At 57.0% G+C, this 14702-nt stretch carries 13 protein-coding genes; 3 read left to right on the forward strand and 10 right to left on the reverse strand.

Annotated elements, in window-relative coordinates; genetic code table 11:
- Position 1: 1 nt before the first annotated feature.
- Complete coding sequence (locus ABLQ08_RS03680; protein ID WP_352939691.1) at positions 2-733, reverse strand: L,D-transpeptidase; 732 nt, start codon at positions 731-733, stop codon at positions 2-4.
- Positions 734-893: 160 nt separating this feature from the next.
- Between ABLQ08_RS03680 and ABLQ08_RS03685 the strand changes: the two genes are divergently transcribed.
- Together ABLQ08_RS03685 and ABLQ08_RS03690 are read left to right on the forward strand one after the other, a co-directional pair.
- On the forward strand, positions 894-1961 hold the full coding sequence (locus tag ABLQ08_RS03685) for a dipeptidase (RefSeq protein WP_352939693.1): 1068 nt from the start codon (positions 894-896) through the stop codon (positions 1959-1961).
- A gap of 389 nt (positions 1962-2350) precedes the next feature.
- Positions 2351-3118, forward strand: a complete 768-nt coding sequence (locus tag ABLQ08_RS03690) for a GntR family transcriptional regulator (RefSeq protein WP_352939695.1) — start codon at positions 2351-2353, stop codon at positions 3116-3118.
- 24 nt (positions 3119-3142) lie between these two features.
- On the opposite strand, the gene ABLQ08_RS03695 is transcribed toward ABLQ08_RS03690, so the two are convergent.
- The 5 genes from ABLQ08_RS03695 to ABLQ08_RS03715 all read right to left on the reverse strand — a co-directional run bounded on the left by ABLQ08_RS03695 (position 3143) and on the right by ABLQ08_RS03715 (position 9289).
- A complete protein-coding gene (locus ABLQ08_RS03695; protein ID WP_352939697.1) occupies positions 3143-4768 on the reverse strand; it encodes an ABC transporter ATP-binding protein in 1626 nt (541 codons plus the stop codon).
- Between the two features lie 10 nt (positions 4769-4778).
- Positions 4779-5903: an ABC transporter permease subunit gene (locus tag ABLQ08_RS03700; RefSeq protein ID WP_352939699.1), complete on the reverse strand. Its 1125-nt coding sequence runs from the start codon at positions 5901-5903 to the stop codon at positions 4779-4781.
- A gap of 13 nt (positions 5904-5916) precedes the next feature.
- A complete protein-coding gene (gene oppB, locus ABLQ08_RS03705) occupies positions 5917-6840 on the reverse strand; it encodes an oligopeptide ABC transporter permease OppB (protein ID WP_352939701.1) in 924 nt (307 codons plus the stop codon).
- Positions 6841-6931: 91 nt separating this feature from the next.
- Positions 6932-8518 (reverse strand): peptide ABC transporter substrate-binding protein, encoded by a 1587-nt coding sequence (locus ABLQ08_RS03710; RefSeq protein ID WP_352939703.1) that lies wholly within the window; start codon positions 8516-8518, stop codon positions 6932-6934.
- A gap of 222 nt (positions 8519-8740) precedes the next feature.
- Positions 8741-9289: a BA14K family protein gene (locus ABLQ08_RS03715; RefSeq protein WP_352939705.1), complete on the reverse strand. Its 549-nt coding sequence runs from the start codon at positions 9287-9289 to the stop codon at positions 8741-8743.
- Between the two features lie 205 nt (positions 9290-9494).
- Between ABLQ08_RS03715 and ABLQ08_RS03720 the strand changes: the two genes are divergently transcribed.
- Positions 9495-11306, forward strand: coding sequence for an ABC-F family ATP-binding cassette domain-containing protein (locus ABLQ08_RS03720; protein WP_352939707.1), 1812 nt, complete (start codon positions 9495-9497; stop codon positions 11304-11306).
- Between the two features lie 113 nt (positions 11307-11419).
- On the opposite strand, the gene ABLQ08_RS03725 is transcribed toward ABLQ08_RS03720, so the two are convergent.
- The 4 genes from ABLQ08_RS03725 to fabF form a co-directional block, all read right to left on the reverse strand.
- Positions 11420-12091, reverse strand: coding sequence for a hypothetical protein (locus tag ABLQ08_RS03725; protein WP_352939709.1), 672 nt, complete (start codon positions 12089-12091; stop codon positions 11420-11422).
- Positions 12092-12196: 105 nt separating this feature from the next.
- A complete protein-coding gene (locus ABLQ08_RS03730; protein WP_352939711.1) occupies positions 12197-12781 on the reverse strand; it encodes a GNAT family N-acetyltransferase in 585 nt (194 codons plus the stop codon).
- Positions 12778-13335: a helix-turn-helix domain-containing protein gene (locus tag ABLQ08_RS03735; protein WP_352939713.1), complete on the reverse strand. Its 558-nt coding sequence runs from the start codon at positions 13333-13335 to the stop codon at positions 12778-12780. Before ABLQ08_RS03735 ends, ABLQ08_RS03730 begins: the two co-directional genes overlap by 4 nt.
- A gap of 77 nt (positions 13336-13412) precedes the next feature.
- Positions 13413-14675 (reverse strand): beta-ketoacyl-ACP synthase II, encoded by a 1263-nt coding sequence (fabF, locus tag ABLQ08_RS03740; RefSeq protein WP_352939715.1) that lies wholly within the window; start codon positions 14673-14675, stop codon positions 13413-13415.
- Positions 14676-14702 lie beyond the last annotated feature (27 nt).

Raw genomic sequence — 14702 nt, forward strand, 5'->3', positions numbered from 1 at the left:
ATCACGCAGCCTGATTGGGATCTTCGCTGAGCACGATAACCTTGGTCCGAAGTGGAACCCGGTTAAACAGGTCGATCACGTCCTGCTGCCACATGCGGATACAGCCGGATGAAACGCTCTTGCCGATGGAAGACGGCTTGTTGGTTCCGTGGATCCGAAACAGGGTGTCTGTGGAGCCTTGCCAGAGGTCCATGGCTCTCGCACCGAGCGGGTTCCTCAATCCCGGAGGAAAGCCTTTTTCCCAGTATCGTTCCAGGGAGGGTTTACGCGCGATCATTTCCCGTGGAGGGCGCCAGATCGGATGTTCGCGCTTTACGCGGATCAATGCTTCGCCGGACCAGGCAAAGCCTGCTCGTCCGACGCCGATGCCATATCGCAACGCCTTGTTGTTTCCGAGCGTCCAGTAGAGGAAATTGTTGTACGGATCGACGATGATCGTTCCCGGCCGTTCCCTGGTCTTGTAATCGACGACCTGACGCCAGTATTGCTCATCAAAACTCGTATAGTTGATCGCCGGCCAGGTGTAATCGCCATCGGGCAGAGCGGCGTAGGCAGTCGCGTAATCAAAATCCTCGTCAGGCAATTCCGCCTGATCCGGCAGACCTACAACCGTTTGACATCCAGCCAGGGCACCCGCAGCGAGCACGATTCCGCCGGCGAGAAATGTACGCCGGCCAAGTGGGCGGGCATCCGGCGAGGATGGCTGGTCGTTCAACGAATCTTGGCGCTTCATAGGACCTCCCAAATTGGAAGCCCCTTCTTGAGCCAGCTTTTTAACACTTGCAAGTCACATTCGGCCAAAGTGCCTTACATTCTTCAAAACAACCACTAGATTGGGAAAACTTGAGGCATCCTGCCATCCTGTCCCGTGATTCTTCTTTCAAGGAAATTCCGTGTCCGACGCCAACGTAAAATCCCCCTTTCCCGTTTTTGATGGTCACAACGATACGCTGCTGAAGCTTGAAATCGACGAACTCAAAGGAACGAAGCGCAGCTTTTTCGACCGGTCGGAAACCGGACACCTTGATCTCGTCCGCGCCCAGGAAGCAGGCTTTGCAGGGGGCCTGTTCGCAATGTTCGTTCCTTCCAATCCGGATCAGGACTTCAGCAAGTCTTTCGATCCGAAAGACCCGGCCAATTATCAGGAAGTCGAGCAGAAACAGGCTCAGGACTTCACCTACAGACTGCTTGAGCGGGCCGAACAGATCGAAGCGGAAGCGGACGGAGAGGTGGTAATCTGCCGATCTGCAGAAGAAAACCGAGCTGCCGTCGAGGCAGGAAAAATGGCCATCAGTCTCCACATCGAAGGGGCTGAGGCAATCGATACCGAATTCTATGCTCTTGAGGACTTCTACAAGCGGGGACTGCGCTCGCTTGGGCTGGTCTGGAGCCGCGAAAATGCCTTCGGCTATGGCGTCCCGATGGCCCATCCAGCGTCTCCCGACATCGGCCCTGGACTAACGGGTGCCGGCCGAGATCTGGTCAGAGCCTGCAACAGGCTCGGCGTTTTGCTGGACGTTTCCCATCTGAACGAAAAAGGCTTCTGGGACCTCGCCCGAATTACTGACAGGCCTATCGTTGCCAGCCATTCGAATGCCCATTCCATTTGCCCAAGCAGCCGCAACCTCACCGACAAGCAGCTGGATGCGATCAAGGAAAGCGAAGGGCTGGTCGGGATCAATTTCCATGTGCCTTTCCTTCGGCCTGATGGGGCCTATGCACGCGACACCCACCTGAACATCATCGCCGATCACGCGGCATACCTGATGGACAGGCTCGGCGAAGACGGTGTTGCGCTCGGCTCGGATTTTGACGGCTGTATCGTTCCGAATGAACTCAGCGACGTCACCGGCCTCTCCCGGCTGCTTGACTTGTTCGATGCCAGAGGTTTCAGCGAAGCGGTCATTGAAAAGATCGCTTACAAGAACTGGATTTCGGCACTGGAAAAGGCTGCGGCCTGAGACACCTTCACTTCCCGGCAGAGGTCACAGGGGGCCGGACTGTCAACCGGACCTCGCAAGTTTGTGACTGGATCTTACACTTTAGCGATTGCAATTGCTCATGCGGCACGAAACAATGAATCCATTGTTATTTTTTGCAGCCGTCCACGTATCCATTCGGCGCTCTGTCGGGCCACCGTAATTCGTCTCTCGCAGCTTTGAGAAGTGTCATTGACAGAGAAAAGACCGGATCGATGGTTGCAACTCATTGGTGAGCCCCATCGTCCCTTCCCTCCGTCCCGGCAGGCCGGTTGGTGTGGAAAGCGGAAATGTGAGCGGATCGTTCGTTTTCTGGTGGCAGTATTGTTGGGTGAAACCGGTCGAACTCAATGCCAGCAGGAGGCAGTGCCGTGAATGGTCAATTCGCAGAAGACACCGATCTCCATGTCGAATCCACAACTGGCCGCAAAAGAGCGCGTAAGTCCGATGCGGTCTACCAGGATCTGAAAAGGAAGATCCTGACGGGCGAATTCAATTCAGAAAGCCCGATTACCGAGCAATCGCTGGCTCAGGATTACAATTGTTCCCAGGGAACAATCCGCGAAGCCTTGATGCTGCTGCAGGAATTCGGCCTGGTGGTCCGCCGTGGCTATCAGGGAACATTCGTCACCGATCCCAGTATCGTTGAAGCCATGTTGATGCTGAAGCTCCGCATCGACATTGAAGCGACCGGGATCACGGAAGCTGCAAAAAATGTTGAGCCCCGGCAACTGGAAGAGTTGAAGGATCTCGACCGGCAGTTCGAAGAGTGCCGGCTGCGCAGGGACGTTTTCGGCTGTGCGGAACTGGATCGCAATCTTCACCTGAAACTGTTCAAGGTTGCGCAAATGCCGACATTGGAACCTGTGCTCATCCGGACCACCATGGTGTTGCAAAGGGTCATGCTTCCCACTCCGAGATCGGAAGCCGCGTGGCAAAGGCGCAACGTCACGCCGCACCAGGCCATTCTTGAAGCTCTGGAACAAGGTGACGTGCAGGGTGCGAAGGACGCGGTAAAGGCCCATATTCTTTCAAGTGCGGTGGTTCTTGCCCCCCAATTCTATGGCACCGATCTGGAACAACTGCAGAAGAACTACGAAAAAGAGCCCGCCCAGATCGTCGCTCTGGCCGGGCTCTGATTTTCTTCGTTTGCCGGAAACCGCCTAGGCCGTTTCCATCATCTGCTGCTGCGTCAGCATCGCCGCTCCGATCAGCTCCTTGGTATAGTCGCATTTCGGAGATTCAAAGATCGCATCGGCGGTTCCCGCCTCGACCACCTTGCCTCGCTGCATCACCATTACCGTGTCGGACAGAGCCCGGACAACGGCAAGGTCGTGGCTGATGAACAGGTAAGTCAGGTCGTGCGCCTTCTGAAGATCGCGCAGAAGCTCGACAACCTGTTTCTGGATGGTGCGGTCCAGAGCCGATGTCGGCTCGTCCAGCACAACCAGCTCGGGTTTCAGCACCATGGTCCTGGCAATCGCGATACGCTGGCGCTGACCGCCTGAAAACTCGTGCGGATAGCGGTTGCGCATGACGGGATCAAGCGACACTTCTTCCAGCGCCTGGCAGGCCCGTGCATCACGGTCCTTCGCCGTCAGCGACGGCTCATGCACCAAGAGCCCCTCGGAGATGATCTGACCGACGGTCATGCGCGGGCTAAGTGAACCGAACGGATCCTGGAAGATCAACTGCATGTCCTTGCGCAAGGCGCGCATCTGCTTGCGGTCTTTTCCCGATATCTGCTGTCCCTGGAAAACCACCCGGCCTCCTGCCGGCAACAGGTTCAACACCGCCCTTCCAAGCGTGGACTTGCCCGAACCGCTCTCGCCCACGATACCAAGGGTCTGACCTCTGCGGAGCGAGAAACTGATGTCGTCGACGGCACGCAGAACATGTCTTGGTTTCAGGAAACCTGAATCCAACTCGAATTCGACTTCCACCTTCTGCGCTTCCAGCAGTACCGGAGCCGTGTCCGGCACCTGTGGCTTGTGTCCGGTCGGTTCTGCGTCCAGAAGCATCTTCGTGTAGGGATGCTCCGGCTGATTGAAGATCTGCTTCGTTTCGCCGCTTTCCACCACTTCACCGGTCTTCATGACGTAGACGCGGTCGGAAATACGGCGAACGATGCCCAGATCGTGGGTGATGAAAATCACCGCCATGCCGAGCCGCTTCTGCAGATCACGCAACAGGTCAAGGATCTGGGCCTGTGTCGTCACATCAAGAGCGGTTGTCGGCTCGTCCGCGATCAGAACATCCGGATCGTTGGCAAGAGCCATGGCGATCATCACGCGCTGACGCTGCCCGCCGGACATTTCGTACGGGTAAGCTTTGATCTTGCGCTCCGGCTCGGGAATGTTCACGAGCTTCAGAAGTTCGAGCGCCTTGGCCGTGGCCGCTTTCCAGGACAGACCGCCGTGAACGACCATGGGTTCCGCCAGCTGACGGCCGATGGTGTAGAGCGGGTCCAACGACGTCATCGGCTCCTGGAAGATCATGGTGATCTTCGCACCACGCACGTCGTTGAGCTTTCTTATCGGAAGCCCGAGGATATTCCGGTCTTCATAGACGACTTCCCCTTGAGTGCGACCGTTTGAGGCCAGAAGCCCCATCGCGGCCATCATCGTCTGGCTCTTGCCGGAACCACTTTCGCCAACAATGGCAACGGTTTCACCGGCTTCGACGTGGATGTTGACACCACGCACGGCATTCACCGTGCCTGTTGCAGTCTCGAAATCGACCTTCAGATCCTTGATGGAGAGGACCGTCTTGTTTGTTGTGCTGGTCATGGTCATCTCCTTACCGGTCTTTCGGATCCAGGGCATCGCGCAATCCGTCGCCGATGAAGTTCAGCGCGAACAGCGTCGATGTCAGGAAGATCGACGGAAAGATGAGCATCCAGGCGGCACCCTGAAGATTACGCGCACCTTCAGAGATCAGAACGCCCCAGCTGGTCATCGGCTCCTGAATGCCAAGTCCCAGGAAGGACAGGAAGCTTTCCAGCAGGATGACCTTCGGCACCAGCAGCGTCATGTAAACAACAACCGGTCCGAGTGTGTTCGGAATGATATGCCGACGCACGATGCCACCATCTTCCACACCCATTGCCTCGGCCGCCTGGACATATTCCTGACGTTTGATCGTCAGGGTCTGACCGCGCACGATACGCGCCATGTCCAGCCATTCCACCGCACCGACGGCAATGAACATCAGAATGAAGTTCCGGCCGAAGAACACGACGAGCATGATGACGAAGAAGATGAACGGAAGCGAATAGAGGATATCGACGACACGCATCATCATCTGATCGACCCGACCGCCGAGATAACCGGAGGTCGCTCCGTAGAGCACGCCGATGGAGATCGCCACGACGGTAGCCAGCAGACCGATGGTCAAAGAGACGCGCCCGGCAATGAAGGTCCGGGTCATCATGTCCCGGCCATTGGCATCCGTACCGAAGTAGAAATGCATGTAATTGACGTTGGCCCGGATGGTCGCCGACTTGTTGTCGTCTGAGAAATCCGTGACCTGCGCATCCTTGAACAGATCGCTGCGGTCGAAGTAACGCGACGTGCGCGGATCGATTTCACGGCTTGAGGTGACGCTGGCAACAACCGTATCGCCATCGCGCTCATAGCTGTCCACCGTCAGCCGCGCCCGCTTGGCAACCCGCTGGAAGGCCGGTTCGACCTGTTCCGGCCTCGGGTAAGCTTCCAGGCTTGCAGGCACCTTCACATAGTCACGGTAGACCGTATCGAACTGATGTGGCGACAGGATAGGCCCGAAGACCGAGATCAGCGCGATCGCCGCAAGAACGAACATGCTGGCAACCGCCGCACGGTTGGCCAGAAGCCGGTCTCGTGCATCGTCCCAAAGTGACCGCCCTTTTGCGGGCACTTCGTTGTTTGTTGCTGTAATTGTCATATCAGTGCCCTCCTCAATCGTAGCGCACGCGCGGATCGAGCAGCGCATAGAGCAGATCCACGAGGAGGTTGAACAGAATAACGAAGCAGGCGACGACCACGACGGTGCCCATCACCAGCGTGTAGTCACGGTTGAGCGCGCCCTGCACGAAGTAGCGGCCGATGCCGGGAATCCCGAAGATGGTTTCGATCACGACGGAACCGGTCAGCAATGCCGCGGCTGCCGGGCCGAGATAGGAAACCACAGGCAGGATCGCACCTCTGAGCGCATGAACCACGACGACCATGTAGCTGGTCAGACCGTATGCCCGCGCAGTCCTCACGTGATTGGACCGCAGAGCCTCGATCATCGATCCGCGGGTCAATCGAGCCACAACGGCCACCTGGGGCAGCGCGAGGGTAACAACCGGCAGGATAACATTGACGAAAGCACCGCCGTTCCAGCCACCGACAGGTAACCAGCCGAGCCAGACGCCGAGTATCAACGTCAAGATCGGTGCGACAACGAAGTTGGGAATGGTCACGCCAAGCGTTGCGGCAGCCATGATGGTGTAATCGGCCGGACGGTTCTGGCGAAGCGCGGCGGAGACCCCCAGAACTCCGCCGACGACCAAAGCCAGACAAAGCGCGGAAAGGCCGAGTTGCATCGAAATCGGCAAGCTCTGCGCAAACAACTCGTTGATGGTGAAGTCACGGAAGTAGAAGCTCGGGCCGAAGTCCAGCTGCGCGATGCTCTTCAGGTAGAGCAGGTACTGGTTCCAGAGCGGCTCGTCGAGATGGTAGATCTTGTTCAGATTCTCCATCACCTTGGCTTCAAGTGGACGTTCAAGATCAAACGGACCGCCTGGTGCGATCCGGATCAGGAAGAACGAAATTGTAACGATCAGAAAGAGGGTCGGGATTGCGCTGAGCAATCGACCGAGCACATAGCGGTGCATAGGCTTTGCCCCTGTTGTTTTGCCGGCGGTCTTTGCTTGCCGCCTTGCAAAAGACCGGCAGGGAATTCCCTGCCGGTCCTGGTGTTATCGATTATTCGGAGATGCTTATGAAGCGGGTCGGGTGAACATTGAGGAGGTTGTCCTCAAATCCGGAAACCTTGTCGGAAACCAGGTTCATGGAGCCGTAGTACATCAGCGGGATGAACGGCAGGTCACGCATGAACATTTCTTCCGCCTGCTTCAGGATCTCAGCACGCTTCTCCAGGTCAATGGTAGCTGCGGCTTCGTCCATAAGCGCGTCATACTCCGGGTTCTCGTAACGAGCGTAGTTGAAACCGGTGTTGTCGCTTTCGACCATGAACAGGAAGTTCTGCGGGTCGGAATAGTCACCAATCCAGCCGGCACGTGCGACGTCGAAGTCCTGACGGTCACGCAGCATGGCGTAGTGGGTCTTGGTGTCGGTGTTGAGCATGGAAACTTCAACGCCAAGCGGCTTCCACATGTCGGCAATTGCGACTGCCGTGTTCTTGTGGTTCTCGGAAGTGTTGTAGTTGATGGTCAACTTCAGCGGGTTAGATTCGCTGAAACCAGCCTTTTCAAGCATCTCGATCGCTTTTTCTTCGCGGTCGATCTGGGACATGTCCTTGTAGTCGGCAAATGCCGGATCACCGTAGTTGCCGATTCCCGGCGGTACGAAGGAGTAACCCGCAACCATCGTTGAACCCCAGATTTCGTCTGCAAGGAACTCACGGTCAATCGCCATGGACAGAGCCTGACGAACTTCCGGATTGCTCAAAGCCTCATCTTCGTGGTTCAGAGCATAGTAATAAGTGCCCAGATAAGGCGCTACGCGGAACTGATCGCCAAGGGTTTCCTTCATGAAGGCAACCTGCTCGGTCGGAGCATCGTTGTTTGTGTGCAGTTCACCAGCCTGGAAACGGCGGAGCGCAGCACCACGATCTTCTGTCGGATAGAAGAAGACCGTGTCGACGTTCACGTTGTCCGCATCGTGGAAGTTCGGGTTCTTCGTCGCCTTGACGTGCGCGTTCGGAACGAACTCGGCCAGGGTATATGCACCGTTGGTGACGATGTTTTCAGGCTTCACGAAGTCGGTGCCGTGTGCCTCAACTGTCGCCGGATGAACCGGCAGGCCGGTCTGGTGCGTCAGCTGTTCGATGAAGTAAGGCGTCGGCGCCTCAAGGGAAATTTCCAGCGTGTGGTCGTCAACCGCCTTCACGCCCATTTCTTCAGGCTTCAATTCGCCTTTGTTGACCTTTTCCGCGTTCTTGATCGGATAAAGGATATTGGCGTATTTGGCACCAGTTTCCGGTGTCATGATGCGGCGAAGCGAGTAGACGAAGTCACCTGCCACAACCGGGTCACCGTTGGACCACTTGGCATCGTCGCGCAGCTTGAAGGTGTATACCGTACCGTCGTCCGAAATCGTCCAATCGGTCGCAACACCCGGGATGACCTTGCCGTCAGCGCCGTAAGCAACCAAGCCTTCGTAAAGGTCGCGCAGAATGTGCGCTTCGTAGGTCGTGGAAGTCTTGTGCTGATCCAGAGTTTCCGGATCGGCGGTGTTGCCGCGGTGGTAAACCACCTCTGCAACTGCGGTAAGTGATGTAGCAGCCATTAGAGCAGCCGCAAGCGCTGTTACACGCATGGACTTGAACATATCGCTCTCCCCTCGTGGGTTATTGTTGAAGCTTAAGAAACGATGGCGCACAAGATTCCACGCTCTTTGCGCGCAATCAAGCATCCCCCAACGACACATTTCGACCTTTGCTGCAAAAAGGCGATGTTTTTGCACATTTTTCAACAATCCAGGAAAAATTTTTCGCCATTTTACTGCGTAATCAAAAATTCTGGTGTTGCGGTGAGAAATTATATTTCAAACCTAACGGCAAAATCGATACTTTCCGCTATAGGCCAAATATGTCCCCGTGTTGGGGTTAAACGATTTGAACTTATGGGAGCAGTAAGCCACCCATTGGGGCGTGAACGGAGCAAGCCCGTTTTTAGTATAAGGCACACGTTGCGGTTGTCCAACATATCTGCGCGGGGCGACATAGCGCGGTGGCGCGACGTAACGCGGCGGGTTCACATATACCCTTGAGCGGTAGGGATAGATGCGTGAGCGATAAGGATACGCGCGCCGGTCATAGGGATGGTAGTAGTAGGGTGGACCGTAAGGTCGATAAGGAGGGCCGTAAAACCCGAGTGGTCCATAGAAGAACGAGCCGCGATATCCACGATAACCGCCTGTGCCGAAGGCAAAGCCGACACCGCTGCCGCCGAAGTAGACGGCATCCGCCCTGACTTGCGAGGTCCCGGACATGACCGCAAGGCCGGTGCCGACAGCTAACAGAGACACTGCCAGGGTACAGGATTTCAATATTTTCCGCAGGCCACCGCAACCGGTATAGCCTCTGCTCAGTTCAAACATCGCGCCTTCTCCGACCGCCCATCCGGGCGGCATCAGGTGATCGGCCCTGTCCACTTCCTCAGATCTTATCTCAATTCTCCCGGAAAATCTCGGTGCGGCAATTCAAAATTGCGCGCGTTCCTTCCTGAACCGCTTGCGCGGCAGAGGGGCTACAAGTAAACCGAACGCCGATCCGAAACTTTGATCTAGCGCATCATAGGCACACATGGCCCCGCCCCTGCTGACACTCCGTGATATCCATCTGACTTTTGGCGGTACGCCGCTGTTGACCGGCGCCGAGCTTTCGGTTTCCGAAGGTGACCGTCTTTGCCTGGTCGGGCGCAATGGTTCCGGAAAGTCCACGCTGCTGAAAATTGCAGCCGGGCAGATCGAAATGGACAAGGGCGAGAGGTTCTTTCAGCCCGGACGAACGGTACGTTACCTACCGCAGGATCCGAATCTTTCCGCCTATGCTTCAACGCTCGACTACGTCAACGAAGGCCTGACTGAGGGCGACGACCCTTACCGCGGCGCCTACCTTCTGGAAGTGCTCGGGCTCAGCGGCAAGGAACACCCCAATGCGCTGTCTGGCGGAGAGGCTCGCCGGGCCGCCCTCGCCCGCACGCTTGCACCGGAGCCGGATATCCTGCTTCTGGACGAGCCGACAAACCACCTGGACCTTCCGGCGATCGAGTGGCTGGAAGAAGAGCTCAAGAGCCTCAAATCCGCACTTGTCCTGATTTCGCATGACCGCCGGTTCCTGGAGAACCTGTCACGCGCTACTATCTGGATCGATCGCGGCGTTTCCAGACGCATGGAAAAGGGCTTCGGTCATTTCGAAGCCTGGCGCGACGAGGTCTTCGAACAGGAAGAGATCGACCAGCAGAAACTGGCGCAGAAGATCAAGCGCGAAGAACACTGGATGACCTACGGCGTCACCGCTCGCCGAAAACGCAATATGCGCCGTGTGCGTGAGCTGGCGGAACTCAGAAAGCAGAAGCGAGAGCATCGGGGACCGCAAGGGTCCGCCAAGCTGAGTGCGACCGACGCGGAAGTTTCCGGCAAGCTGGTCATCGAAGCCAAGGGCATTTCCAAGACCTATGGCGAACGCGCCATCGTCAAGGACTTCTCCACGCGTATTCAGCGCGGAGACCGCATCGGTTTCGTCGGCCCCAACGGAGCCGGAAAGACGACGCTGCTCAAGATGCTGACCGGTGAACTGGCCCCGGACACCGGCACCACCCGGCTCGGTACCAATCTGGAAATGGTGACACTGGACCAGAAGCGTGAAAATCTCGATCTGAACGATAGTCTGGCAAGCACCCTGACAGGCGGCCGTGGCGACATGGTCGTCATCGGCACCGAAACCAAGCACGTTATGTCCTACATGAAGGACTTCCTGTTCTCTCCGGAACAGGCACGCACGCCCGTTGGAGCCTTGTCAGGCGGCGAACGCGCCCGTGCCATGCTTGCTCGCGCTCTTGCCAACAAGTCCAACATGATGGTGCTCGACGAGCCAACCAACGACCTTGACCTGGAAACGCTCGACCTTCTGCAGGAACTGCTTGCCGATTACCCTGGCACTGCACTGATCGTTTCGCACGATCGTGACTTCCTCGATCGGGTCGCGACCTCCGTCATCGTTTCGGAAGGCGACGGCCTGTGGCGCGAATATGCCGGCGGCTACACCGACATGCTGGCACAGCGCGGAGAAGGCGTCACGGCACGCAAGGTGGAAAAGCCATCATCGGTGAAGAAGGAAAAAAGCTCTTCAACGAACGGCACAATCTCAAAGCCTCAGCAAAAGTCCAAATTGACCTTCACCCAGCAGCATCTGCTCAAGACGCTGCCCGACACGATCGAGAAACTTGAAGCAAAGCTTGAAAAGCTTCAGTCGGAAATGAACGATCCGGCGCTTTACGCCAAGAACCCCGACAAATTTGCCAAGATTTCCCAGCAAATTACTGATCTGACAGCGGAAAAAGAGTCCGCAGAGGAACAGTGGCTGGAACTGGAAATGCTGAACGAAGCTGGCTAGGGGCTCTTTGTGGATTGCCGGATGCGCTCTGGCGAAGACAGAGCCAGCAGCAAATTCGGGATCACAACAACGCCAGGCCTCATTCTCCGATGAACGAGGCCTAGCTTGCTGCCTCAATTGGCCGGAATGTAGCTGATTGGCAATCCGGTTTCGTCCTGATTGACCATGTAATACTGGTTCTCGCCCGTGTCCCAGACAAGAAACGCATCCTGGCCTTCCGGCTTGGTCTGTTCGCCCCAGGGGGCCTGAATGGTCAGCGGAGCGTCGTTTGAGTAACCGATTGCCGATGTGCGGATCATTTCGACCGGAACTGTTTTCAACGCACCGACAAGACCCTCGGTCTTGGCGTCGTACATCGCCTTGACCTCCGGGATCAGCCTTTCCATCAGGCGGCTGTTTTTGGCGGCAACCTCTTCCAAGGCCACGACGGTGTATTTGCCGTCAAAGGTTTCCTTGCCGATGATGTAGAAGTCCGGTCCATCCTTGCGCATCTGCAAGGCAACTATCGACCCCTTGTTGGCGGCCACATAGGCATCGTCATACTTGGTCGCATCGGTGCTGCCCAGGACATCGCGGATGGGACCGGGAATATCCTGCAGACTGTCACCGCTCAGCGTCCAGCCGAGGATCGGACGATCCTTGATGTAGGGTTCCTTGGCAGGAGAATGCTCAGATACACGTGCTGCCAGGGTTTCCTGGTTCTGCACGTCTGCGGACAGAACAGGCGATGCCAGTAACCCGAACGCCACGACAGCGCCGGCCAGACTTTTTGAAATCGTTCTCATTTGAAACCTCGTGCGAAATCCCGTGAAGGAAGTCACGGGGCGAACCGCTTGTTACCCTTGAAATGTAACAGAAAAATTTCCTTCGCTCACTTAAAATGAGCGGGCTTATCCGGCTCTGAGATCCTTGTAGAACACCGTGGTCGCGTCCAGGGATCCATGACTGCCATATGCATAGTCCGGTATAATACCAACCTTCCTGTAACCGCATGTCGGGTACAGTCTTTCGGCACGATCGCCTGTGACGGTGTCCAGAACCAGAAGCCAGCGATCTAGCGACAGCGCGAGCCCGTCGACAGCCGCCATCAACTTGCGGGCAACGCCCTTTCTCCGATGATGCGGATGCACCATCAGCTTGGCGACTTCTGCTCGATGCCGGCCGTTGTCCTGAGGTGCGAGAACCAGCATGACAACGCCGGATATCTCCTCCCCTTCCCTGGCCACCATCATGAAGGCGTCACCATTTTCAATGCCCGATATGCGGCTGGTCCAGAAAGCTTCGGCCTGTTCCTGCTCTAGCGGAAGAACGAAACCGATGCCGGCTCCATCTTCGACACAGGCTCTCAGCAGCCTTCCAAGTTCCGGCATGATCTGCCGCAGGTCTTCCGGCTCACACAGAAAAACCGGAGGTTCAGGCAGAAAGCCTTTTGCGGTCCGGGAAGAGAGTACCACGGTCTCGTCAGTTTCAGTCATGGCGTGATCACCGTCAGGAGGTAGCGCGCCGGAGTATTGCCGGTCGCCGAATAGCTGTTGGATGTTTCAAGCCGAAAACGAAGCGCGTCGCCAGGTGTCATGTCATAGACATCCCGGCCCAACGTGCAGCGCAGATCACCTTCCAACAGAACCAGATGATGCTCCAAGCCGGGCATCGGAGGAGCCGCGTAGGATATCGTAGAACCGGCCGGCAGAACGCCTTCAATCACGGTGCCTCGGTAACCGCTTGTCGCAGGTGTCAGCGAGCGTCTCTGGAAGCCCGTTTCCGGATCCTGCCAGATTGGTTGACTGTCTCGCGGCAAATGCCGGTCGGCAACGACCGCGTCAGCGCCGAACAGCTCTCCCATGGACACACCGAAGGCGCTTGCCAACCGGCCAAGGACGGAGGCCGTCGGGCTTGTGTCACCGCGCTCTATCCTCGAGAGTGTCGCCCGGCTGATACCCGTCTTTTCGGCCAACTCTTCCAATGGCCAGTTGCGAGCCCGGCGAAGGTCAACGAGCCGCCGGGCAAGGTCTTGTTCAAGATCGGACATCACAAAATCCCATTTATGAGATTATTCTCATATACGAGATTCTGTTTTCTGCCAAGGTCTCTGGTTCTTGAAAGACTTTAAACTTTCGAGAACACCGCGCTGGCATTCACTCCGCCAAACCCGAAGCCGTTGGTCAGAATGTGGTTCACGTCCCTGGCAATAGCCTTGCCGGGCACCAGCTCAAACCGGGTCATCGCCTCGTCGGCGGCTTCGAGGTTTCTGGATGGCGGCAACAACCCGCTCAGAAGAGATTTCACGCAGACAATGGCTTCGACCGCTCCGGCTGCCCCGAGCAAATGCCCGAACATCGACTTGGACGATGAAACGGCAAGGTCCTTTCCTCTGCCCTCGAACAGGGTCGTCAGAGCTGCGATTTCTGCGGCATCACCTACCGGCGTGGAGGTCGAATGAGCATTTACATATCCAATGTCCGAAGGCGCGAGATTTGAACTTGCCAGGGCCTGTCGCATGGCCCGCAAGCCTCCTTCTCCATCGGGAGAAGAGGCCGTAACGTGATAGGCGTCAGCGCTTGTTCCGTATCCACTCAATTCCGCCAGAATATTCGCACCGCGAGCTTTGGCATGTTCATAGTCTTCGAGGATCAATATGCCTGAGCCTTCCCCCATGATGAAGCCGTCGCGATCCTGATCGAACGGCCTCGAAGCATGGGCCGGATCGTCATTTCTTTTTGACGACATGGCCTTGGCCGCGCAGAAACCAGCGTAAGACACCTTGTCGATACAGGCCTCCGATCCACCGGCGACCATGACATCAGCTTCGCCGCCGCGGATCAGGCGCGCGGCATCGCCAATCGCCTGTAGGCTGGCAGCACAAGCCGTGACAGGTGCACCCAGCGGGCCTTTCAATCCGTGACGGATGGACACCTGCCCGGCGGCGAGATTTGCCAGAAACGACGGCACCAGAAATGGAGATGCCCGGCGCGGGCCCTTTTCGTCAACCAGCCGGGTGCCGGCAGTCATGGCCGGGAAGCCACCAACACCGGTTCCGATGATCGTTCCGGTGCGCTCCTTCTCCTTGTCGGTTTTCGGTTCCCATCCCGCATGTGCCAGGGCTTCCTGCACAGCCCCCATGGCGAAGTGGATGAAGCGGTCCGACCGGCGCTGCTCTCGCGGTTCCATCACCGCGTCAACGTCGAACCCGTGCTCATCTTCCGCCTTGGTCGGTACTTCGCCCGCAATCTGACAAGCAAGACCTTCAGGATCGAAGTGACTGATTTTGCGGATACCGTTTTCACCCGCGGTGATCCTTTGCCAGAAAGCATCCAGACCGGTCCCGACCGGTGAAACCACACCCAGACCTGTTACTACGACACGCCGCATATCCTACCTCGCTCTGGCTCTTGTCCA

This window comes from Roseibium sp. SCP14 (assembly GCF_040329475.1).
Lineage (GTDB): Bacteria > Pseudomonadota > Alphaproteobacteria > Rhizobiales > Stappiaceae > Roseibium.